Annotated in this window: 25 protein-coding genes and 1 other RNA gene; 7 read left to right on the forward strand and 19 right to left on the reverse strand. The window is 34.1% G+C overall.

Features of this window, described 5'->3' with window-relative positions; genetic code table 11:
* Window positions 1–11 precede the first annotated feature (11 nt).
* The 4 genes from BFS35_RS08215 to BFS35_RS08230 all read right to left on the reverse strand — a co-directional run bounded on the left by BFS35_RS08215 (window position 12) and on the right by BFS35_RS08230 (window position 1,571).
* Complete coding sequence (locus BFS35_RS08215) at window positions 12–323, reverse strand: thioredoxin family protein (protein ID WP_099580399.1); 312 nt, start codon at window positions 321–323, stop codon at window positions 12–14.
* Window positions 295–684 (reverse strand): toprim domain-containing protein, encoded by a 390-nt coding sequence (locus tag BFS35_RS08220; protein ID WP_099580397.1) that lies wholly within the window; start codon window positions 682–684, stop codon window positions 295–297. Before BFS35_RS08220 ends, BFS35_RS08215 begins: the two co-directional genes overlap by 29 nt.
* A gap of 92 nt (window positions 685–776) precedes the next feature.
* Window positions 777–1,145 (reverse strand): glycine cleavage system protein GcvH, encoded by a 369-nt coding sequence (gene gcvH / locus BFS35_RS08225; protein WP_099580395.1) that lies wholly within the window; start codon window positions 1,143–1,145, stop codon window positions 777–779.
* Window positions 1,146–1,217: 72 nt separating this feature from the next.
* Window positions 1,218–1,571, reverse strand: a complete 354-nt coding sequence (locus BFS35_RS08230; protein ID WP_099580393.1) for a Spx/MgsR family RNA polymerase-binding regulatory protein — start codon at window positions 1,569–1,571, stop codon at window positions 1,218–1,220.
* A 143-nt stretch (window positions 1,572–1,714) separates the two neighbouring features.
* Here BFS35_RS08230 and BFS35_RS08235 point away from each other — a divergent pair, with 143 nt between their 5' ends.
* On the forward strand, window positions 1,715–2,035 hold the full coding sequence (locus BFS35_RS08235) for a thioredoxin family protein (protein WP_096077065.1): 321 nt from the start codon (window positions 1,715–1,717) through the stop codon (window positions 2,033–2,035).
* Between the two features lie 44 nt (window positions 2,036–2,079).
* Here the strand turns inward: BFS35_RS08235 and BFS35_RS08240 are convergent, their stop codons facing one another.
* Together BFS35_RS08240 and aroD are read right to left on the reverse strand one after the other, a co-directional pair.
* Complete coding sequence (locus BFS35_RS08240) at window positions 2,080–2,613, reverse strand: nitroreductase family protein (protein WP_158554283.1); 534 nt, start codon at window positions 2,611–2,613, stop codon at window positions 2,080–2,082.
* 63 nt (window positions 2,614–2,676) lie between these two features.
* On the reverse strand, window positions 2,677–3,405 hold the full coding sequence (gene aroD, locus BFS35_RS08245; RefSeq protein ID WP_158554284.1) for a type I 3-dehydroquinate dehydratase: 729 nt from the start codon (window positions 3,403–3,405) through the stop codon (window positions 2,677–2,679).
* 194 nt (window positions 3,406–3,599) lie between these two features.
* On the opposite strand from aroD, the gene BFS35_RS08250 reads away from it, so the two are divergent.
* Together BFS35_RS08250 and ssrA are read left to right on the forward strand one after the other, a co-directional pair.
* A complete protein-coding gene (locus tag BFS35_RS08250) occupies window positions 3,600–3,860 on the forward strand; it encodes a hypothetical protein (protein ID WP_099580387.1) in 261 nt (86 codons plus the stop codon).
* A gap of 89 nt (window positions 3,861–3,949) precedes the next feature.
* Window positions 3,950–4,307, forward strand: a transfer-messenger RNA (tmRNA) gene (gene ssrA / locus BFS35_RS08255).
* 49 nt (window positions 4,308–4,356) lie between these two features.
* Here ssrA and BFS35_RS08260 read toward each other — a convergent pair.
* The 12 genes from BFS35_RS08260 to BFS35_RS08315 all read right to left on the reverse strand — a co-directional run bounded on the left by BFS35_RS08260 (window position 4,357) and on the right by BFS35_RS08315 (window position 16,708).
* A complete protein-coding gene (locus BFS35_RS08260; protein WP_099580386.1) occupies window positions 4,357–4,896 on the reverse strand; it encodes a hypothetical protein in 540 nt (179 codons plus the stop codon).
* A 129-nt stretch (window positions 4,897–5,025) separates the two neighbouring features.
* Window positions 5,026–5,487, reverse strand: coding sequence for an SsrA-binding protein SmpB (gene smpB, locus BFS35_RS08265; protein ID WP_099580384.1), 462 nt, complete (start codon window positions 5,485–5,487; stop codon window positions 5,026–5,028).
* A 10-nt stretch (window positions 5,488–5,497) separates the two neighbouring features.
* Window positions 5,498–7,834, reverse strand: a complete 2,337-nt coding sequence (gene rnr, locus BFS35_RS08270) for a ribonuclease R (protein ID WP_099580382.1) — start codon at window positions 7,832–7,834, stop codon at window positions 5,498–5,500.
* A 16-nt stretch (window positions 7,835–7,850) separates the two neighbouring features.
* A complete protein-coding gene (locus BFS35_RS08275) occupies window positions 7,851–8,591 on the reverse strand; it encodes an alpha/beta hydrolase (RefSeq protein ID WP_099580500.1) in 741 nt (246 codons plus the stop codon).
* A gap of 93 nt (window positions 8,592–8,684) precedes the next feature.
* Window positions 8,685–8,918 carry a preprotein translocase subunit SecG gene (secG, locus tag BFS35_RS08280; protein WP_096077071.1) on the reverse strand — a complete coding sequence of 78 codons (234 nt, stop codon included), beginning with the start codon at window positions 8,916–8,918 and terminating at the stop codon, window positions 8,685–8,687.
* Between the two features lie 118 nt (window positions 8,919–9,036).
* Window positions 9,037–10,341, reverse strand: coding sequence for a surface-displayed alpha-enolase (gene eno, locus BFS35_RS08285; protein WP_096077072.1), 1,305 nt, complete (start codon window positions 10,339–10,341; stop codon window positions 9,037–9,039).
* Window positions 10,342–10,449: 108 nt separating this feature from the next.
* Window positions 10,450–11,982, reverse strand: a complete 1,533-nt coding sequence (gpmI, locus tag BFS35_RS08290) for a 2,3-bisphosphoglycerate-independent phosphoglycerate mutase (RefSeq protein ID WP_099580380.1) — start codon at window positions 11,980–11,982, stop codon at window positions 10,450–10,452.
* Window positions 11,982–12,731, reverse strand: a complete 750-nt coding sequence (tpiA, locus tag BFS35_RS08295; RefSeq protein WP_099580378.1) for a triose-phosphate isomerase — start codon at window positions 12,729–12,731, stop codon at window positions 11,982–11,984. The genes gpmI and tpiA overlap by 1 nt, the downstream gene beginning before the upstream one ends.
* Before the next feature lie 16 nt (window positions 12,732–12,747).
* A complete protein-coding gene (locus BFS35_RS08300) occupies window positions 12,748–13,938 on the reverse strand; it encodes a phosphoglycerate kinase (RefSeq protein WP_099580376.1) in 1,191 nt (396 codons plus the stop codon).
* 116 nt (window positions 13,939–14,054) lie between these two features.
* On the reverse strand, window positions 14,055–15,068 hold the full coding sequence (gene gap / locus BFS35_RS08305; RefSeq protein WP_099580374.1) for a type I glyceraldehyde-3-phosphate dehydrogenase: 1,014 nt from the start codon (window positions 15,066–15,068) through the stop codon (window positions 14,055–14,057).
* A gap of 188 nt (window positions 15,069–15,256) precedes the next feature.
* Complete coding sequence (locus BFS35_RS08310) at window positions 15,257–16,300, reverse strand: sugar-binding transcriptional regulator (RefSeq protein ID WP_099580372.1); 1,044 nt, start codon at window positions 16,298–16,300, stop codon at window positions 15,257–15,259.
* A gap of 156 nt (window positions 16,301–16,456) precedes the next feature.
* Window positions 16,457–16,708, reverse strand: a complete 252-nt coding sequence (locus BFS35_RS08315) for a glutaredoxin family protein (RefSeq protein WP_099580370.1) — start codon at window positions 16,706–16,708, stop codon at window positions 16,457–16,459.
* A gap of 244 nt (window positions 16,709–16,952) precedes the next feature.
* Here BFS35_RS08315 and clpP point away from each other — a divergent pair, with 244 nt between their 5' ends.
* The 4 genes from clpP (at window position 16,953) to BFS35_RS08335 (ending at window position 21,527) form a co-directional block, all read left to right on the forward strand.
* Complete coding sequence (gene clpP, locus BFS35_RS08320) at window positions 16,953–17,546, forward strand: ATP-dependent Clp endopeptidase proteolytic subunit ClpP (RefSeq protein WP_099580368.1); 594 nt, start codon at window positions 16,953–16,955, stop codon at window positions 17,544–17,546.
* 300 nt (window positions 17,547–17,846) lie between these two features.
* Window positions 17,847–19,217: an alkaline phosphatase gene (locus BFS35_RS08325; RefSeq protein WP_099580366.1), complete on the forward strand. Its 1,371-nt coding sequence runs from the start codon at window positions 17,847–17,849 to the stop codon at window positions 19,215–19,217.
* A gap of 78 nt (window positions 19,218–19,295) precedes the next feature.
* Window positions 19,296–20,021, forward strand: coding sequence for a hypothetical protein (locus BFS35_RS08330; protein WP_099580364.1), 726 nt, complete (start codon window positions 19,296–19,298; stop codon window positions 20,019–20,021).
* 102 nt (window positions 20,022–20,123) lie between these two features.
* On the forward strand, window positions 20,124–21,527 hold the full coding sequence (locus BFS35_RS08335) for an alkaline phosphatase (RefSeq protein ID WP_099580362.1): 1,404 nt from the start codon (window positions 20,124–20,126) through the stop codon (window positions 21,525–21,527).
* 49 nt (window positions 21,528–21,576) lie between these two features.
* Here BFS35_RS08335 and whiA read toward each other — a convergent pair whose 3' ends face one another.
* On the reverse strand, window positions 21,577–22,527 hold the full coding sequence (gene whiA, locus BFS35_RS08340) for a DNA-binding protein WhiA (RefSeq protein ID WP_099580361.1): 951 nt from the start codon (window positions 22,525–22,527) through the stop codon (window positions 21,577–21,579).
* Between the last annotated feature and the right edge of the window lies 1 nt (window position 22,528).

Raw genomic sequence — 22,528 nt, forward strand, 5'->3', positions numbered from 1 at the left:
TTTATCTTAAGTCAATTTGAAGTATTCGTCAACAGTAAAGTTAAATTTTCATACAAAGTTGTTACGGACTCAAATTGATAAGAAATATTTTCGACTATCCCATTACGAATAAACAATAGCACAGGTACACTTTTTATTTCATAATACTGACTTAAATTTTCATAGTAATTTAAATCAATTTTTGTAACTGGTATGTTTAGAGATGCAGCAGTTATATCTAACATCTTTTCTGCAAGCTTACATGTACCACAAAACGGGGTATATCCAAATAGAATAAATGGTTGATCTGAAATTTCAAATTGCAAAAGCTGATTTAAGTTCATATTGCGCGGGCTTACCTTTCCAGACAAATTGTTGTTTTACATCAAACTGATGTTTCATCATCGTTCTTGCTAAATAATCTAGTGGACAATTACCCACTTCACCGTATTTCGGATCAATATGAATATGATTACTTTCACTCAAATGGCGTTTAAACCAAGATCTAATTTTACGTCCAGCTTTATCACTATCGGTCATAATATAAACTTTATGATGATACAAATCTTCAATCATATCATCCAGTTTTCCGATACCCATCGTGCCATTGGTGCAAATAATATGTACAGGTTCCGTTAATACTTCTTGTAATCTTAGTTTGTCACGCTTTCCTTCTACAACGATAACTTTAGTAATTACAGACATGTCCATCACCTTTTTATCATATTGTATTCAGTTTTAGCAATTTGATAATAAAAAAATTCCTTGATAAATTATTATCAAGGAAATTATACCATTTATGCGTTAATCATTTCATCATATTGTGCTTGATCCATTAATTCTTCAAGTCCAGCATCGTCAGCTTCAACTTTAATCATCCAAGCTTGATCCATTGCTGATTCGTTTACTAATTCAGGAGAATCTTCTAATTCAGAGTTAACTTCAATAACTTTGCCTGAGATAGGAGCATATAATTCAGATACAGTTTTTACTGACTCAACGCTACCAAAAGGAGCACCAACTTCGATTTCATCTCCAACTTCTGGTAATTCAACGAATACGATATCCCCTAATTCAGATTGTGCGAAATCTGTAATACCGATTGTTTTAACATTATCTTCTGATTTTACCCATTCATGATCTTTTGAAAATTTTAAGTTTGACATTATAAACCCTCCGTTTAATTAAAGTACTATCACTATAATAATGACACATTGTAAGCGTTTATTCAATCATTTTTATAACCAAGTATCGCTATATTCTTTTTCTTTAAAGCCTAAAGTAATTTTATTGCCATTAACAGCTAACGGTCTTTTAACTAACATACCATCTGAAGCAAGTAATTCAAACTTTTCATCATCTGACTTTTCGCTTAATGTTTCTTTAAGGTTTAAAGCTTTAAATTTAGCACCCTGTTTATTGAAAAGCGCATCAATATCAACATTTGTCTGCTCTACAATCGCTTTAAATTCAGCAGTCGTGGGAGTAAGTTCAACGATATGGATAGGTTCAAAACTAACGCCATTTGTTTCTAAATATTTTGCTGCCTTTCTGCATGTACTACAATTTGGTAACTGATAAAATTTTATCATCATTGGCCTCCTTCTTAATTTAACCTAATATTAACAATTATTCTTAAAGGTTACAACTGCAATCCTTATCGTTTAATAATTTATTAAAAAGGTATATAATTATCATATAAATAAATTATATAAAACACTGTGAGGGAATAATTATGAGAACAATAAGTCAATATGAAGAATTTAAAGAAATTATAAATCAAGATGAGAAAGTAATCGTAAAATTCTTTGCAGATTGGTGTCCCGATTGTACACGTATGGATTTCTGGATTGATCCTATTGTAGATGAATACAATGACTATACATGGTATAAAATCAACCGTGACCAAGTACCTGAGGCTGCTGATGAGAATGAAGTGATGGGTATCCCAAGTATCCTTATCTTTGAAAAAGGTGAAAAATTAGCACATCTTCATTCTGCTAACGCAAAAACACCTGAATCAGTTAAAGCATTTTTAGCCGAGAACTTAAAATAAAATTTTAAATTTATAAACCATCCATTGATGAAATGGATGGTTTTTTAATATGTTGAAATTAAGTTATTATTCTTTCGTGCCTTATATTCTGCTTCCGTTTGAGCTGTTAAATAAATCGCTCCATAAATCATTTCATCAGCCTCGCAACCTAGATGTTTTGATAACTCTGGGTGTAGTAAAGGTGGTTGTGTTTTAATACAGCTCCCTATCTTTTCTTCATATAAAGCTAATGAAAGCGTCTGCATAAAACCGCCAATCGCAAGAACATCTTCTAAATTTTCTTTTTGACGTCGATCACGTGGACCAACGACTAACAATATACCAGCAAGTATTTTTGTTTTGTCTACATGCTGAATTTTTTTCTCTGCATTATTCTTAAATGCAACGTCAGCAAACGTCTGAGCATAGTTTTCTAATCTTTCTTTTTTCACCCACACAATGCGCCAAGGTTCACGCATACCGTGGTTAGGTGCATATGTCGCTAATTCAATCGCACGTTCTACAGCGCTATCTTCAACAGTTGTATCGATATACTGTTTAATACTTCTTCTATTTTTTATCGCATCTTTAAATTCCAAAAAAATACCTCCTCATAAGTGATAACCATTATCAATTATAAAGAAGTATCATTTATTTGTAAATTATGACTTATAAAGCACAATCTGATCATGTAAATCTTTAATATGAATTTGACCTGGTGCAACAGGATTGCCAACATAGCCAAAGGTCATAGATGATCCAAATATCCCACAAGCCACGCGTGTGATCTTTCCGATTTCTCCCATCGCAATACCGATAATATTTAAATTACAATTTTGTTTTGTTTCATAAACTGCTGACATTAAATTAAGCACATCTTTACCATCATTCGGTTTAACCGCTAGCTTACAGTAATCTGCATCTAGTTTAATCATGCGATTATAAATTGCAAGCATATCTTTAATTCGTGGCGTGAATTCATATTCATGGTGACTGATTAACACTAAAATATTATTCGCACGTGCCAAGACCAATAATTTATCCATATAGTCTTCGTACATCATCAATTCTAAATCGATAATATCACATAATTTTTTCTCTATCACTTCTTTAATAAGTTCAAAATAAGCATCCATCGTAATTTTTGTCTTGTTATTCATATCTTCTGTGCGATATGTAAATAAAATTTGTTTTGATGGAAACTTATTCTTTATAAAAGCAATCTCAGATTCATAAAATTCAATTGAACCTTGTGCTAAGTCAGCTCGATATTCAACGACATCGAAATAATCGATATATTCAACCGCTTCTTTAATCACTTTTTCATCTGTGTTCTGTACATCTGATAACGTCAATATTACCTTTGGAATTGCACTACTCTGCTCTGTCAAAATAAGTCCTCCTCTTATTCATCCAATAATTAAAGTGAAAGTATGGTAAAATAGATAAGTGCTGTTAATTATTGAACAATCTCTTAAGTCTATTTTACCTTACTTGATTAATAAATTGTATCAATTATACCCATATTATAAGTTCACCAGAATTTAATTTGGAAAGCATAGTGAATAATATATGGAGGTTAATAATGAAAACACTATTTGATTTAAAAACGTTACCAGGATGGAAAATAGATAACCATACGAAGATAGCCATTCGTTTAGTAGAGAACGAAGACTATATCGCGATTACAAAACCGATATACAAAAGCCATAGCATAATGGACGTTATCGAATTCACTAAAGATAGTGAAGATAATATCACTTTTAAAAATATGAACAATAATAATCAGATTATCGTATCTATTGATGAAAATGACAAAACCATTCATATCCAAAATAAAGCATAGTACCCTATAAGGTATTATGCTTTATTGTTGAAATATATGTTTCAATTTGTTATATTTAAATATGCTAGTTATTTTATTCATACTATCTCGGGGGCGTTACGGATTCGACAGGGGTCACTTGGGTTGGTATAGCGTGTCGGAGGGTTGTCTTCGTTATCAACACAACAGTTATAATAACTGGCAAAACAAACAATTTCGCAGTAGCTGCCTAATCGCACTCTGCACCTCTCTCAAGCATCGCCTATGTGCCTGATGTAGAGGTTCAACTTTAGTAGGATACGACGAACACTTCCGCCTGGAGTCTGTTCGTAAGAGATTAATCGGGCTAGCGATACATTCGGATGTCCGTTTTCAGATGTATCGTGAAATTCAATAACAGGACTACACACGTAGAAGTATCAATTGCAGGATCTTTGGACGCGGGTTCGACTCCCGCCGTCTCCATACATAAAGAAGAGCTTATACCTTAAGGGGTATTAGCTCTTTTTATTTCTGCTTATTCAGTTCTTGGCGCTTGTTCTGGAGAAATAATCTCTATTTGATAAGCTGCCGATTTAAATTTTTCTGTAAGTAATTTTATTGTACGTTTTTCATTGTTAACAACCTGTACATATACTTTATTAGACATGATGTCCGTACCATATCCAACAACTTTCAGGTTGTTTGCATCAATGTATTTTTCTAGATGATTTTTAGCTTTTACTAATCCTTGTTCAGAATATAGTGCAGTTTTAAAGATTAAATTATTTTTACCGAATTTTTTGATGATCCCATTTTTATACTTTACATTTTTCGTTAAATTTTTAATAACTACAGTAATTGTTTGTTTTTGTGGATTAATATAGTAACCAGCTCTAATATTTACTGGAATCTTAGTATATTCTTTTTTGACAGTTTGAACTTTATTATTAAAAGCTTTTTCTGACATTTTTTGAACAGACACTGTCGTTGCACTCGCATCAACTTGAGTTGATAATGCTGGTAACGTTAATGATGTTGCAATAATTGCTGATACTGCTAATTTAGTAATTTTCATATTTAACATCTCCTTTTAGTATTCATTTTACACTATTATTCATTTCATACAAGTTATTTATAAAATGTCCACCAAACTAATAAAAAGAAATATAAGTTTACACAAAAAACTACCGAATTTCTCCGGTAGTTAGTATTTCTCTTTCATCGCACGATCCATTTCACGTTTCGCTTCTTTTGCTTTCAATGCATGTCGTTTATCGTAGTCTTTCTTACCTTTGGCAAGTCCTACAAGCATCTTACAGTAGCCATTCTTAATATATAACTTAAGCGGTACTAACGCATAACCTTGCTCACGTGTCTGTCCGAATAATTTATCGATTTGTTTGCGTTTCATAAGCAGTTTACGTGTTCTCAGAGGATCATGATTAAATCGATTTCCTTCTTCATACGGTGCGATATGCATGTTATACACATACATTTCACCGTTATACACTCTTGCGTAAGAATCTTTTAAATTCGCACTGCCGCGTCTTATCGATTTAATTTCTGTCCCTTGTAACACAATTCCCGCTTCAAATGTTTCTTCAATCGTATAATCATGACTTGCTTTTCTATTTTGTGCTAATGTCTTTCCATCACCTTTTGGCATGACTTCACCTCTATTTCTTTTTACCTCTACCTGCATTTTTCACTGCTTTTGATTTATAGAATGGTTTCTTTCCACCATTCTTCTTCGCTGCTTTACTGAACTTTTCGCCAGCCGCTTTTCCACGACCTTTTTTACGTGGTTTTTGGTTATTATTGTTACCACCACTTTTACGTTCAGCTTTAATCTTAACTTCACGTATTTTACTTTCAATTTTAGCCATGTCCATACCGACTATCGCAAAATCAATCATGCGTTCATCAACATTTACGTTCACGACTTTTACTTTTACTTTTTGACCGATTTTAAACACTTTACCATGACGTTCACCAATCATCGCCATATGGCGTTCATCAAAGTGGTAATAATCATCTGTCATATTAGAGTTATGTACCATGCCTTCGATTGTATTCTCAAGTTCTACAAACATACCGAAGTTAGCAACAGAGCTAATAATACCCTCAAACTCTTCACCTAAATGCTGAATCATATATTCTGCTTTTTTCAGATCATCTGTATCTCGTTCTGCGTCAATTGCACGGCGTTCACGTTTAGAAGTATGTTCACTTATATCAACTAGCTTGTCTTCCCATAATGCTTTTTGTTCTTCATTCATTGAATGTTCGATTAAGTATTTGCGGATTAATCTATGCACAATTAAATCCGGATAACGTCTGATTGGTGATGTAAAGTGTGTATAGTATTCAGCAGAAAGTCCAAAATGTCCTAAATTCTGTTCAGAGTATTTCGCTTGCTGCATTGAACGTAACATAAGTGTAGAGATAACTAATTCCTCAGGTTTATCCTTAATTTCTTCACCAATATTCTGAAGCGTTTTCGGATGAATATTTTCAGTACCACCTTTAACGATTAAACCGAAATTTGTAATGAATTCAAAGAATCGCTTTAATCTGTCTGCTTTCGGCTCTTCATGAACTCGATAAATAAATGGTACTTTTAATTTTGCAAAGTGTTCGGCTACGGTTTCATTGGCCATTAACATAAATGATTCAATTAATCGTTCACCTAATCCGCGTTCGCGAATAACAACTTCTTTAGGCACACCTACTTCATCTACTAAAATCTTAGCTTCTTTAAGGTCGAAATCAATTTCTCCACGTTTTACACGCATTTGTTTTAATATATCAGCTAATTCTTTTGCGTGTATCAACATTTCATGAATATGTTGATACTCATGTATTAAGATTTCATCATTATCCTCTAAAATTTGATTGACAGCATCATACGTCATTCTTTCATCAGAATGAATGACACTTTGATAAATTTTATGATTTACAACACGTCCTGTATGATCAATCTCCATTTCACAACTTAACGTCAATCGGTCAACTTTAGGATTTAAGGAACAGATTCCATTACTTAATCGATGCGGAATCATAGGAATTACGCGGTCGACTAAATAGACACTTGTCCCACGTTCGAATGCATCCTGATCTAACATTGATCCTTCAGTAACATAGTGACTGACGTCAGCAATTGAAACGATTAATTTATAATTGCCATTTTCTAACTTTTCTACACTAATTGCATCATCTAAATCTTTGGCATCTGCACCGTCAATTGTAATGGTTAATACGTCACGTAAATCTACACGATCTTTATAATCGTGTGGTTCAATTTCATCCGGCACATTGTTAGCTTCTTCAATAGTTGCAGGATTGAAATCAATATTAATACCATGTGTATAGATAATGGATAATATATCTACACCAGGATCATTTTTATGTCCCAGGATTGCTTTAACCATACCTTCAGGATTGTTCGTACCATCAGCATATTGTGTCAATTCCACTAATACTTTATGTCCTTCTACAGCACCCAGATTTTTACCTTTAGGAATAAAGATATCTTGTGTAATACGTTTATCATCCGGAAGCACAAACCCAAAATGTCTCGCTTCAGTATAGGTTCCGACAACTTGCGTTATCGCACGTTTCTGTATTGCTTTAACTTCACCTTCGTTACGCCCATCACTTGCTTTTGACACACTCACTAATACTGTATCGCCATCCATCGCTCTGTTTATTTTATTCGGTGGAATAAATACATCTTCTATCGCCTCATTTTCCGGACGAACGAAAGCGAATCCTTTTTTGTGCTGACTTAGAGTACCTTGTACTAAGTCTCCCGGACTACCCGGTATATAGTATTTATCATTTTTAGTGCGATTGATCTTACCTGACTGCTCAAGCGCTACTAAAGTTTTTACAAGTCCAGTAAAGGCATCTGCATCTTTTAAACCAAGATGTTTTTCTATATCTTCTACCGTAATTGCATTCCCTTTTAATGATTGTAAATATGCAATAACTTCTTCTTCAAATAGATGCATATATATTGCCTCCTTTTTAATTTGACCATTCAAGCTTTTCTAAAAATGCTAAAAAGTCATTAAACAATTGTTCTTTCTCAATATCTATTGTAACAACATGACCGCTTTTCTCATACCAATGTAACTCTTTTTCTTCACTTTCAGATTCATTATATATAATATTCGCTGAATCAATATCTATCATTGTATCTAAACGTCCTTGTGCAACGAATAAAGGCGCATATACATTATCTAAAGTTGGTCTTATTTCAGCTAATGTCGTCTGTAATTCTTCAAGCATTGATGTTGGATGAAAGGCTGACATCTCGCTCTCGATTTGTTCAGTCGTCTTTCCTTCACGCTTTTTAAATTCACGTGCATATGCAAGTACACCATCAAACATATTACCTGTCGTCTTTATATGCATCGGTGAACACATCGTCCCAACACCCATTACATCTCGATATTGACTCAATTTTAAACTAAATACCCCTCCCAGTGATACACCAGCTACTGCTATTTCATCATATCCTTTTGATTTCAAGAAATCATAAGCTTCTATAACCTGACTCCACCAAACATGTGGACTAGACTGTAGCAGCTCCTCTGGAGGTACACCGTGTCCTTCATAATGCGGTGCATAACATGTATACCCTTGTTTCTGTAAAAAACGTCCTAATTGACGCACATCAGAAGAGTTTCCAGTAAAGCCATGTAATAACAACACTGCTCTTGGTCCTTCTTCAAAAAAGAATGGTTTAGGTAATTGAATTTTCATTTTCATCAAAAATATCTCCTTATATATTTATTGTATGTGTTTTAAGCACAAAATAAAAATAAAAAAGCCCGAACAATGTGTCCGGACCCCTTATTAAATACCAAAATAACCGATTGCAATTGTAATTAAGAAAAGTAAAACAGACGCAACAATAGTAATTCTATTTAAAATTAAATCAACACCACGTTGTTTTTGTTTTCCGAATAATTGTTCAGCTCCACCACTAATTGCTCCTGATAAGCCATTGCTCTTACCTTCTTGTAATAACACAACAGTGATCAATACAAGACAATCAATAATTAGTAATACTGTAAGTAAAGTATTCATTGATGGTCCTCCTCAATTTCTAATAACTCATATTATATTAACATATTCACTTGTAAAAAGAAACATAAAGAAAAGGAACGTCGTCACGTTCCTTTTCGATGTATAGACTATAAAGTTATTATTTACTGATGTTGTAGAAAGAGTTTAATCCTTCAAATTTAGCAGTTTCAAATAATTCATCTTCAATACGTAATAGTTGGTTGTATTTCGCAATACGGTCTGTACGTGATAATGAACCAGTTTTGATTTGACCTGCATTTGTAGCAACTGCGATATCAGCAATCGTAGTATCTTCAGTTTCACCAGAACGGTGAGAAACAACTGCAGTGTAACCAGCTTTTTGAGCCATTTCGATAGCTTCAAATGTTTCAGTTAAAGTACCAATTTGATTAACTTTAATTAAGATTGAGTTACCAACACCTTCGTTGATTCCACGCTCTAAAATTTTAGTGTTCGTAACGAATAAGTCGTCACCTACTAATTGAACTTTATCTCCTAAACGTTCAGTTAAAGCTTTCCAGCCGTCCCAGTCGTTTTCATCCATACCATCTTCGATTGAGATGATTGGATATTTATTTACTAACTCTTCTAAGTAGTCAACTTGTTCAGCAGAAGTACGTTTCGCACCGCCTTCACCTTCGAACTTAGCATAATCATAAGTACCGTTTTCATAGAATTCAGAAGAAGCACAGTCGAAACCTAAGAATACATCTTTACCTGGTTCAAGACCTGCTGCTTTAATTGCTTCTAAAATCGTTTCAACTGCATCTTCAGTACCTTCGAATGTTGGAGCGAATCCACCTTCGTCACCTACTGCAGTTACTAATCCACGAGATTTTAAGATCTTCGCTAAGTTATGGAAGATTTCAGCGCCCCAACGTAAAGCTTCTTTAAAGTTAGGTGCGCCAACTGGTAATACCATAAACTCCTGGAATGCGATAGGTGCGTCAGAGTGAGAACCACCGTTAACGATGTTCATCATAGGAACTGGTAATTGTGTACCGTTAAATCCACCTAAGTATTTGTATAAAGGCATACCTAAGTATTCAGCAGCTGCGCGCGCTACAGCGATTGAAACACCTAAAATAGCATTTGCACCTAATTTACCTTTGTTTTCTGTACCGTCTAAAGCGATCATCATTTTGTCGATTGATACTTGGTCTAAAACTGAAAAATCACCTTCGATGATTTCTGGAGCGATAATTTCATTAACGTTCTCAACAGCTTTTAATACACCTTTACCCATGTAACGGTCTTTATCACCATCGCGTAATTCAACAGCTTCATGTTCACCAGTAGAAGCACCAGAAGGTACTAATGCACGACCTAAAGCACCGCTTTCTGTAAATACTTCAACTTCAATTGTAGGATTACCTCTTGAATCTAATACTTCGCGTGCATAAACATCTGTAATAATTGGCATGTGTAAAACTCCTTTGTTTGTTTTATTTTCTATTTTATTATTCCCGATTTGTCAGGAATAATCAATTAATTAAATTAATTTTAGTAATACTTTTAATCCAAGTGTGAATTACTTTTGAATTAATGATTCACCAGTCATTTCAACAGGCTTTTCAACACCTAATAAATCAATTAATGTAGGTGCTAAATCAGCTAAACGACCACCACTACGCAGTGTAACACCTGCACGTGTTACGATCACTGGTACCGGATTAGTCGTATGTGCAGTCATAGGAGTACCGTCGATCGTTAATACTTCATCTGAGTTCCCATGGTCAGCTGTAATAATTGCAGTGCCTCCCATTTCAAGAATCTTATCGACAACAGCTCCTAAACATTCATCGACTGCTTCTATCGCTTTAATTGTAGGTTCAAGCATGCCTGAGTGACCTACCATATCAGGATTGGCAAAGTTTAATAAAACTAAATCCAAATCACCTTTATTAAGTTCTGCAAGCAATGCATCTCGTACTTCGTATGCACTCATTTCAGGTTTCAAATCATATGTTGCAACTTTTGGTGAGTCAATTAATACACGTCGTTCTCCATCAAACGCTTCATTACGTCCACCACTCATGAAATATGTCACGTGTGGATACTTTTCAGTTTCTGCAATACGTAATTGTTTTAAGCCATTTTTACTTGCAACTTCACCAATTGTATTGACTAAATCTTCTTTAACAAACACAACATCAGCTTTCACTTGATCATTATACTTAGTAAATGTTACAAATTTGATGCCGATTAATCGCTTATCCATTTTAAAACCATCAAATTCCTCATTCGTGTAGACTTCTGATAATTGTGCTGCACGGTCAGGTCTGAAGTTGAAGAAAATCATTGCATCTCCATCATTAACACCTGTATTTTCTGAACCAACTTCTTCGTCTTTTACTACGAATGGTACTACGAACTCATCGTTAACACCTTCAGCATAACTTGCTTCAACACCAGCTTTAGCTGTTTTGTATTCGACACCTTTACCATATGTCATCGCATCATATGCTAACTGTTCACGATCCCAACGCTTATCTCTATCCATCGCATAATAACGACCTGAAACAGATGCAAATTGTCCAACACCAATTTCTTTAAATTGACGTTCAGTTTCCTCAATGAATTGTAATGCTGTTTGCTGACCAACATCACGACCATCTAAAAATGCATGAACATAAACTTTTTCAACACCTTGTTCTTTTGCAAGTTTTAATAATGCAAACAGATGTTTGTAATGACTGTGTACACCACCGTCAGATAATAATCCCATTAAGTGTAATGCTGAATCATGTTCTTTCACATGTTTCATGGCATCTAGTAACACTTCATTTGTAAAGAAATCACCATCTTGGATTGATTTATTGATACGTGTTAATGATTGATACACAATACGGCCGGCACCAATGTTTAAATGGCCAACTTCTGAGTTACCCATTTGTCCTTCTGGTAATCCTACATCAAGTCCACAAGCCATTAATTGCTCGTGTGGATATTTGTTATAGTAACGATCAAAATTAGGTTTATTTGCTTGTGCTACTGCATTACCGAAACTCTCTTCACGGCAAGCAAAGCCATCTAATATGATTAAAGCAGTTGGGCTTTTCATTACTTAGCACCTTCTAACAATTTTACGAATGAATCTACTTCTAATGACGCTCCGCCTACTAACGCACCATCAATATTTTCATTTGCCATGTATTCTTTAATGTTTTCAGGTTTTACTGAACCACCATATTGAATACGTACAGCTTGTGCTACTTCTGTATTGAAGTCTTTTTCAACAACAGAACGAACGAATTTACAAGATGACTCAGCATCTTCACTTGTAGCTGATTTTCCAGTTCCGATTGCCCAGATTGGTTCATAAGCAATGACAGCAGATTTAACTTGTTCTTCAGTAAATCCTTTTAATGCGTTAGAAACTTGAGAACCAACACGAGCTTCAAATTGACCTGATTCACGTTCTTCATCTGTTTCACCACAGCAGATAATTGGCGTCATACCGTGTTTAAAAACTGCTAATGCCTTTTTGTTTACATCTTCATCTGTTTCTCCAAAGTACTCACGACGTTCAGAATGTCCTAATACAACATACTTAACACCTAAGTCTTTTAGTGCAGCAGGTGAAGTTTCTCCAGTATATGCACCATTATCTTCAAAATAACAGTTTTGTGCGCCGATATTTAAACCTTCAACGTTAGCACTTACTAATGCATCTAATTGAATTGCTGGTGCACAAATAACTGCATCAACGCTATCCGTGCTTGGTAAAGCAGGTAAATTAGCGACAAAATCTTTTGCTTCTTTAACTGTTTTGTTCATTTTCCAGTTTCCTGCGATAATTGGTTTTCTCATTTTAATAGCCACCTTTTTATTTTTCAGAGATTGATTTAATACCAGGTAGTTCTTTACCTTCTAAATATTCTAATGACGCTCCGCCACCTGTTGAAATATGTGTAAATTTATCTGCAAATCCAAGATCCATTGCAGCTGCAGCAGAATCTCCACCACCGATAATTGTAGTTGCACCTTCTAAATGTGCAATCGCTTCACAAACACCGATTGTACCTTTCGCGAAGTTGCTCATTTCAAATACACCCATTGGTCCATTCCATACAACTGTTTTAGCGCCTTCTAATTCTTTTTTGAATAATTCAATCGTAGCTGGTCCAATATCTAACGATTGTAAATCTTGAGGAATTTCATCAACTGAAACAGTTGAAATTTCTCCATCATTTGAGAATTCTTTCGTTACAACTGCATCAACTGGTAATACAATCTTACCTTCTCCTCGTGCTAATAAATCATTCGCTAATTCAATTTTATCTTCTTCTAATAATGATTGACCGATTTCTTTACCTTGAGCTTTTAAGAAAGTATAAGCCATACCTCCACCGATCAATACTTTATCAGCTACTTTTAATAAGTTTTCGATAACGCCAATTTTGTCAGAGACTTTCGCGCCACCTAAAATTGCTACAAATGGGCGCTCAGGATTTTCTACTACGCCACCGATGAATTTAATTTCTTTCTCCATCAGGAATCCAGCAGCAGTTTCTATATGTGTAGCTACTCCTACGTTTGATGCATGCTCACGATGAGCTGTACCAAAAGCATCATTTACAAACACATCTCCTAAAGAAGCCCAGTACTTACCTAATTCAGGATCGTTTTTACTTTCTTTCTTACCATCTACATCTTCAAAACGAGTGTTTTCAAATAATAAAACATCTCCAGCAGCTAATGCATCGATTGCTGATTCTAATGCTTCTCCACGTGTTTCAGCTACAAATTTAACATCTTTCCCTAATAGTTCAGTTAAACGTGTTGCTACAGGTTGTAATGATAACTTCGCTTTATCCTCTTCTGCTTTCACTTTACCTAAATGAGAGAATAAAATAACCTTACCACCTTGTTCAATAATATATTTAATAGTAGGTAATGCTTCTACGATACGATTATCATTAGTAATCGCACCATCTTTCATAGGTACGTTAAAATCTGCTCGTACTAAAACCTTTTTATCTTTTAAGTCTAAATCTGAAACAATTTTTTTAACCATCTTTGTGGCCTCCTATAAAATATTAGTGTGTACGATGTTAATTATAACAATGAACTCCTAATAATAAAATAAGCAGGAGAAGCGAAATCTTCCCCCGCTTACGCGTGAATAAATTATTATTTAGATTGTGCTTGTTCAGCTAAGAATTCTAAAGTACGTACTAATTGAGCAGTGTAACTCATTTCGTTATCGTACCAAGCTACTGTTTTAACCATTTGGTGTTCACCAACAGTCATTACACGTGTTTGTGTTGCATCGAATAATGATCCATAAGTAATACCGATAATATCAGATGATACGATTTCATCTTCAGTGTAACCGAATGATTCGTTAGAAGCAGCTTTCATTGCAGCGTTTACTTCTTCAACTGAAACTTCTTTTTCTAAGATTGTAGTTAACTCAGTTACTGAACCAGTTGGAACTGGAACACGTTGTGCTGAACCATCTAATTTACCTTTTAATTCTGGAATTACTAAACCGATTGCTTTAGCAGCACCTGTTGAGTTAGGTACGATGTTGTTTGCTGCTGCACGTGCACGACGGAAGTCACCTTTTGCGTGTGGTGCATCTAATGTGTTTTGGTCTCCAGTAAATGCGTGAACTGTCATCATTAAACCTTCAATGATACCAAATTCATCGTTTAATACTTTAGCCATAGGTGCTAAACAGTTTGTAGTACATGAAGCACCAGAAACGATCTCTTCAGAACCATCTAATACGTCGTGGTTAACGTTATATACTACAGTTTTTAAGTCGCCTTTAGCAGGTGCAGAGATTAATACTTTTTTAGCGCCTGCTTCGATATGCGCTTGAGCTTTTTCTTTATCTGTGAAGAAACCAGTACATTCTAACACTACATCAATACCAAGATCTCCCCATGGTAATTCAGCTGGGTTAGGATTTTCGAATGATTTGATTTCGCGACCATTAACGCGGAAACCACCTTCGATAACTTCAACCTCTTCTTTAAAACGACCTTGAGTTGTATCATATTTTAAAAGATGTGCTAACATTTTGTCATCAGTTAAATCGTTAACTGCAACCACATCAATACCTTCTACTTCTTGTAATCTTCTAAATGCTAAACGTCCGATTCTACCAAATCCGTTAATTGCTACTTTTACTGCCATGAGTAATGGCCTCCTTTATATATCATATATATTTTATTAGGGGATAACCCTAAGTGAATCCAATTCTTTTAAAACATTGATCAAATACACAATTTGTATACTATCACTAATTATTTTACGTTATACAACATAATTCAATTATAACCATAAAAGTCATTAAAACAAAAATATTACGCATATAACTTAAATTATGTAACTGGTAAAGTATGTTGTTTAATTTGTTTCACCAGCCAATGTGCAACAGTTGAATCAATGATTAAAATCGTATGTTTGGGTGCAACATTTAAATATGCTTCAATAGCATATTGTTTAGTACTTCCACCTGCAACTGCGATAATTTTCATAGATTCATTTAAATCTTCTAGTTGAATACCGACCGTTCTGACTTTATGGACGACTTCACCAGCTGCATCAAAGTAATAACCGAATGCTTCTGCAACAGCATTCTTTTGTTTTAAAATTTCGAAATCATTACTTGATGAATGTCTACGCTTTGCCATCTTCATTGCATCACCGATACCATGAATTAAAATTTTTGCATTTTTAATATGATCGAGTACACGCTTTACAGATGGTTCATTGACAAGTGTATTATATGCTTCTTCACTTACCTGGTCAGGTACATATAACACTTCAAATTGACATTTCCCGTGTTCAGCCATTTGCTGAACAATTGCATTCGCTTGAAAAGACAAGTCCTCACCTAATCCACCTCGAGCAGGTGTGAAGATAACGCGTTTATTGAGCGGTTTTAACTGATTCGCTACGCTGAGCATCGTTGAACCACCAGTTACAGATACGATATCATCGTTAATCACTAATCTTTGTAAAACATTACTAGCTGCTTCACCAAGTCTCTTCTTAACAACTTCATCAGTATCTACATTACCATTCACTACAATCACTTCTTCTAAACCATAATATTGTTTGATTTGTTGAGATAAACTTTCTAATGCTGCATAACCTTCCATTAAAGATTGAAGATCTGCAAGTAAGTCTATCCCTTCATCAGTAATTGTCATACCTTTAGATGAAATATTAACTAAACCTTGTACTTTCAATAAATCAATCTCAGTTCGTAGTACTCTTTCAGTAATCAAAAGAATATCACTTAAAGATCTACGACCAATCGGCTGATGAAGATGAATCGTATCTAAGATTAAATAACGGCGATACATCTTTTCAATTAAATCGGGAATCAGTAATTGTTGAACCTTTAATAAATGATTCATATGACTCCTCCTTTAATCGATAACAATTAGTTGGACTAAATACGACCCACATGGGTCGAAAACTAACTAACGTTACAATGCAATAATAACAAGACTAAAAAAGTTTTGCAAGTAATTAGAAAACTTAAAAACGTTTACATTTTATATTATTTTAATTTATTCATATTTACTTTGAAAATAATCAATAATTGTTACAAAATCGACATTACCTTCCTGTATAGTTACACCAGTGTCTTTATCAATCAACACCGGAACACTTAAACAATATAATTCATTAAGCTTATCATCTTGCTGGATATTAACCTCAGTTACTTTAATATCTATATCTTCCTGAGCAAATGAAATCTGGAACTTTGCATCATTACATAAACCACAGTTTGGTTGTGTATAAAAAATAATATGTTCCATAATGACCTACCTTTTTATTTTATTAAGTATATTTTATTGTTATTTAATGTTTATTATTTAATGTTTATTATTTATTATTTGTATATTAATAAACCTCATAGCACTTCACTATCAATATGTAATATCTACTATTATAATGAATAACAAGTAAAATAAAAATTTTATAATACAGTTTCAAATCTTTGACTATATTTGACGTTATAGTGTATATTATCTTTAACAGTAAACAAGGAGGCAATAAATTATGAATTTAATTCCAACAGTTATCGAATCAACTAACAGAGGTGAGCGTGCTTATGACATTTATTCTCGCTTACTTAAAGATAGAATCATTATGCTAGGATCTGCTATCGATGATAATGTAGCAAATTCAATTATTTCTCAGTTATTATTCTTACAAGCACAGGACGCTGAGAAAGACATCTACCTGTACATCAATTCACCAGGTGGCAGTGTCACTGCTGGTATGGCAATCTATGATACGATGCAACATATTAAACCAGATGTTCAAACGATTTGTATTGGTATGGCTGCATCAATGGGTTCATTCTTATTAGCAGCAGGTGCAAAAGGAAAACGCTTTGCGTTACCTAATGCAGAAGTAATGATTCATCAACCTTTAGGCGGTGCACAAGGTCAAGCAACTGAAATTGAAATTGCAGCACGTCATATTTTAAAAACACGTGAAAAACTTAATCGTATTCTTTCTGAACGTACAGGTCAACCTGTTGAAAAAATTGAAAAAGATACTGATCGTGATAATTTCTTATCTGCTGATGAAGCTAAAGAATATGGATTAATTGATGAAGTTATGCACCCTATTGATGAGAAGAAATAATCAGAATATAGGTACAGATTATTAACTGAATAAATTATTTATACTAAGCACTTAGACATTTGTATGTCTAAGTGCTTTTCTCATTTCTCTTCCATTCTTTTTATTATATTACAATAATAAACAAGTTAAGAAGAGCACCTTAAATAGTAACTATTCCTAATAGTAATTAATCCTATTAGGAGTAGTTACTATTTAGACAAAGTAATTTACAAAACTTTTACACAATCACACTCATTTATTTACAAAGTTTTGATAAATTTAGATTGCATTAAAAAACTATTTACTTTTTGGAGGATTATCATGAAGAAAATCAACAAAGTATTAGCTACAACTTTAACTGCTGGTTTATTAGTAACTTCACTACCAGTAACTAATGCATCACACACTGCAAAGGCTGCAACAAAAGTATGTAAGCCAAGTTCAACACCTAAAAACGTTATCTTTATGATTGGAGACGGTATGGGTCCATCTTTCGTTGCTGCTCATAGATATATGCGTGACAATGCTGCTACTAAGAAGTTAGACAGAATTTCATTCGATGACTATTTATTAGGTGCTCAAACTACAATTGCAGATGATGAACATCAAAATATTACGGATTCTGCTTCTGCTGCAACAGCAATGAGTGCTGGTGTTAAAACTTACAATAGTGCAATCGCAGTAGACGTAAATAAGAAAGAAGTTAAAACAGTATTAGAGCAAGCTAAAGCAAAAGGTAAATCAACTGGTTTAGTTGCAACAAGTGAAGTAACACATGCTACTCCAGCTGCATTTGGTGCGCATGATGAGTCTCGTAAAAACATGGCTGCAATCGCTGATGACTACTTTGATGAAATGATTAACAAACAACACAAAGTTGATGTTATCTTAGGCGGCGGAAGAGATTATTTCGAACGTGAAGATCGTAACTTAATTAAAGAATTCCAAAAAGATGGATACAAATTTGTATCAAACAAAAAATGGTTAAAGAAAGTTTCAAGTAACTCTAAGCAAAAGAAAGTTATCGGTTTATTCTCTCCTGGTGGCATGCCAAAAATGATCGACCGTGATAAAAATATGCCATCATTAAAAGATATGACAAATACAGCACTTAAAAAATTAGGTTCTAACAAAAAAGGATTCTTCTTAATGGTAGAAGGTTCTCAAATTGACTGGGCTGGTCATGCAAATGATATCACTGGTGCAATGAGTGAAATGCAAGATTTCGATGCTGCATTCCAGGAAGCAATTAAATACGCTAAAACTGACTGTAATACATTAGTTATCGCAACAGCTGACCACTCTACTGGTGGTTTATCAATGGGTCAAGGTGGAGAATATAACTTCTTCGTAGATCCAATCAAAAAGATGAAACATACACCTGAATATTTACGTGCTCAAATGATGAAAGATGGCGCTGACATCGATGCTATCATTAAAGACAATATCGGTTTCGAATTAGAAGCTGAAGAAATCCAAGCTATTAAAGATGCAGTAGCTTCTAAAGAAGCTGTTAAGATTGAAGACGCTATCGAAAAACCTGTAAACAAAAGAAGTTTTACTGGTTGGACAACTGGCGGACACACTGGTGAAGACGTATACATCTACGGATATGGACCAGGTAGTGAACAATGGCGAGGTAGCATGGATAATACAGATAACGCGAAACGCATCTTCAAATTCTTCAAATAGTCAACTTATTTAAAGAATATCCAGGCACAAATTGTGTCTGGATATATTTTTTATACTTAAATCAGAAGGAGTTTTAAAATGAAATCTCTATCTACATTATTCTTATCTACTACACTTTTGTTAACTGCATGTAATGCAGATCATTCCTCTCAAGATAAAAAAGAAACGTCTACAGAAAGTACTACTGATACAAAATCAAATAAAGATAAGTCTAGCAATTCAGCAAATAAAAACGTTATACCTTATACAAAGGAACAAGCTAAAAAAGTGTTTGGTTCCGTTGAAAAATTAAGTCCTGGAAAAACTAAAAAATATCCAGTAAAAGGTGTAGAATCAAAAACAATTAGTAAAGTGATTAAAGTTAAAGATAATGAAACAATCATCTATTCAGAAGATACAGGGCACGGAATTCCAACGATACCTGCAGGTGAAAATCATGAATTTACGGCTATTTCTGAAGTAACTTATAAAGATCTAAAAATGTATATGTTGCAGGATGGTCGCTTTATTACTGCTGATCCAAAGCATGTTGAAATTGTTAGTAGCGATAATTCAGCACATTTTTATCCAAAGTTTGAAATGCACGAAGAAGATTATAAATATTTAGATACGCTAAATAAAAATGATAAAGATTATAAAGCTTATGAGAATTATGCAAAAAAATTCGGCGCAACGCAATACGACAGTAAACGTGAATTGTTGATGTTTACAGCAATTCATCAGGTAAATAATGAAACAGAAGGCAGTTTTGTAATAGAAGATACTCCTTTTAAATCATTTGAAGACTTCAAAAGTTCCAAATAGGAATCTTTACAATTTATTAATATGAAATTTACTGCTTAGAAATAAATCCTTTACATTATACTGATATATTAAAGCTATCAAATATTAGGAGGATTTATCCACATGGTTAATTTCAAGTCAATTGCAGCATCAACTTTAATCGCAACAACAGTAGCTTCAACAGTAATTCCTTTCAATGCGCCAACTGTTGACGCAGCGACAGCAAAGAAAGCAACTTGTTCTAAAACACCTAAAAATGTAATCTTAATGATTGGTGATGGTATGGGGATTTCACAATTAGGTGCTTATCGCTACTACAAAGATAATGAAAAAACACCTGGTTTAGACAAAATTTTCTTTGATCAATATTTAGTTGGTTCTCAATTAACAATCAGTGACGATGAAAAATTAAATATCACTGATTCAGGTGCTGCTGGTTCTGCATTAGCAACAGGTGTAAGAACTTACAATGGAGCAATTTCAGTTGATAAAAACAAAAAACCTGTTGAAACTGTATTAGAAGCTTATAAAAAAGCAGGTCGTTCAACTGGTTTAGTTGCAACAAGTGAATTAACACACGCAACACCTGCAGTATTTGCTGCGCATAATGAATCTCGTAAAAATGAAATGGACATTGCTAAACAAATGACTCGTACTGTAAAAGTAGGAAAATATAAACGCCCAATCGTTGATGTAATGCTTGGTGGCGGTGTTGATTTCTTCAAACAAAAAGATGAAAACGGTAAAGTGACTTTAGACTTAGTAAAAACTTTAGAAAAACGTTCTAAATTTAAATACGTTACAACACGTGAAGCAATGTTAAAAGAGAAAAACTCTAAATCAAGTCGTTTAATCGGTTTATTCGCACCTTCTGCGATGAGTAAAGATATCGATCGTCCAGCTGAAGAGCCTTCTTTAAAAGAAATGACTGATACAGCAATCAGCAAATTATCTAAAAACAAAAAAGGTTTCTTCTTAATGGTAGAAGGTTCTCAACCTGACTGGTCAGGTCATGCTAATGACTTAACTGGTATGATGAGTGAAATTGCAGCTTTCGATAAAGCTTACCAATCAGCTGTAAATTATGCTAAAAAAGATTGTAATACATTAGTAATTGCTTTAGCTGACCACGCTACTGGTGGTTTATCTGTAGGTACTGGAGATAAATACGAATTCCATCCAAAAGTAGTTAACAATATGAAGATGACTGCTGAAGGTTTAACAGCTAAATTAATTGAAGACGGTGCTAATATTGAAAAATTAATCACTGATAACATCAAATTTGAAGATTTATCTACTGAAGAGCGTCAAGCAATCGTTAATGCTGCAACAGCAAAAGACGAAACTGCTACATTAAAAGCAATCAATAAAGTTGTGGACGTTCGTGCAAATGCAGGTTGGGGATCATTAGTACATACGGGTGAAGAAGTTCACGTATATGCATATGGTCCTGGTAAAGAAAAATTTGCAGGTGTTCAGCATAATATCCAAAATGCAACGAATATCAAATCATTCTTAAAGAAATAATAATAGAACGAATGAAACCGGATGAGCAGCTTTGCTCATCCGGTTTATTTTATCTCTTCAATTCAATTGACTCGCCTGAACGTAGTTTATCTGCTATTTCATCTAATTTTCTTAGACGATGATTCACACCTGATTTAGATATGACACCTGTAGAAACCATTTCACCTAATTCCTTAAGTGATATGTCCTGATGTAATACCCTTAGACGTGCAATCTCTCTAAGTCGCTCCGGTAACTCATCGATTCCGATTTCCTGATCGATTAATTTTATATTCTCTACTTGTCTCATCGCAGCACTAATTGTTTTATTTAAATTTGCAGTTTCACAATTCACAAGTCGATTAACAGAATTACGCATATCTCGTACAATTCTTACATCTTCAAACTTTAATAACGCCTGATAGCCACCAATGATACTGAGAAACTCAGAAATCTTCTCTGCTTCTTTTAAATATGAAATATAACCTTTTTTACGTTCTAACGTTTTTGCATTTAATTCATATTCATTCATTAATGCTGTTAAACCTAGTGAGTGGCTTTCATATAAAGAAAAAATTTCAAGATGGTAAGAAGATGTCTCAGGATTATTAACTGATCCCCCTGCCAAAAAAGCACCGCGTAAATAGCTGCGTTTACAGCATTCATCTGATACTAAAGACTTATCGACAATTTGTTTAAACTCACCATCAGTTAATATTTTAAGTTCGTCCAGAATTTCTTTCGTTTTCATTTTTATTCTACAGATGTAAACATTATTTTTTTTAAGTTTCATCTTCTTACGAACGAGCAATTCAATATCTACACCAAAGATTTTCTTCGTTAAACTATATACTCGTCTTGCGATCGCAGCATTTTCAGACTGAACATTGATTACCCATTTCATGTTCTGGATGCTCAAATTACCATTCATACGAATTAGCGCTGATAATTCTGCTTTACTACAGCACATATCTGTTTCAATCCGCGTTAATTCATTTTTCATTTCTGAGGCAAAAGACATA

Source organism: Macrococcoides goetzii (assembly GCF_002742385.2).
Classification (GTDB): Bacteria; Bacillota; Bacilli; order Staphylococcales; family Staphylococcaceae; genus Macrococcoides; species Macrococcoides goetzii.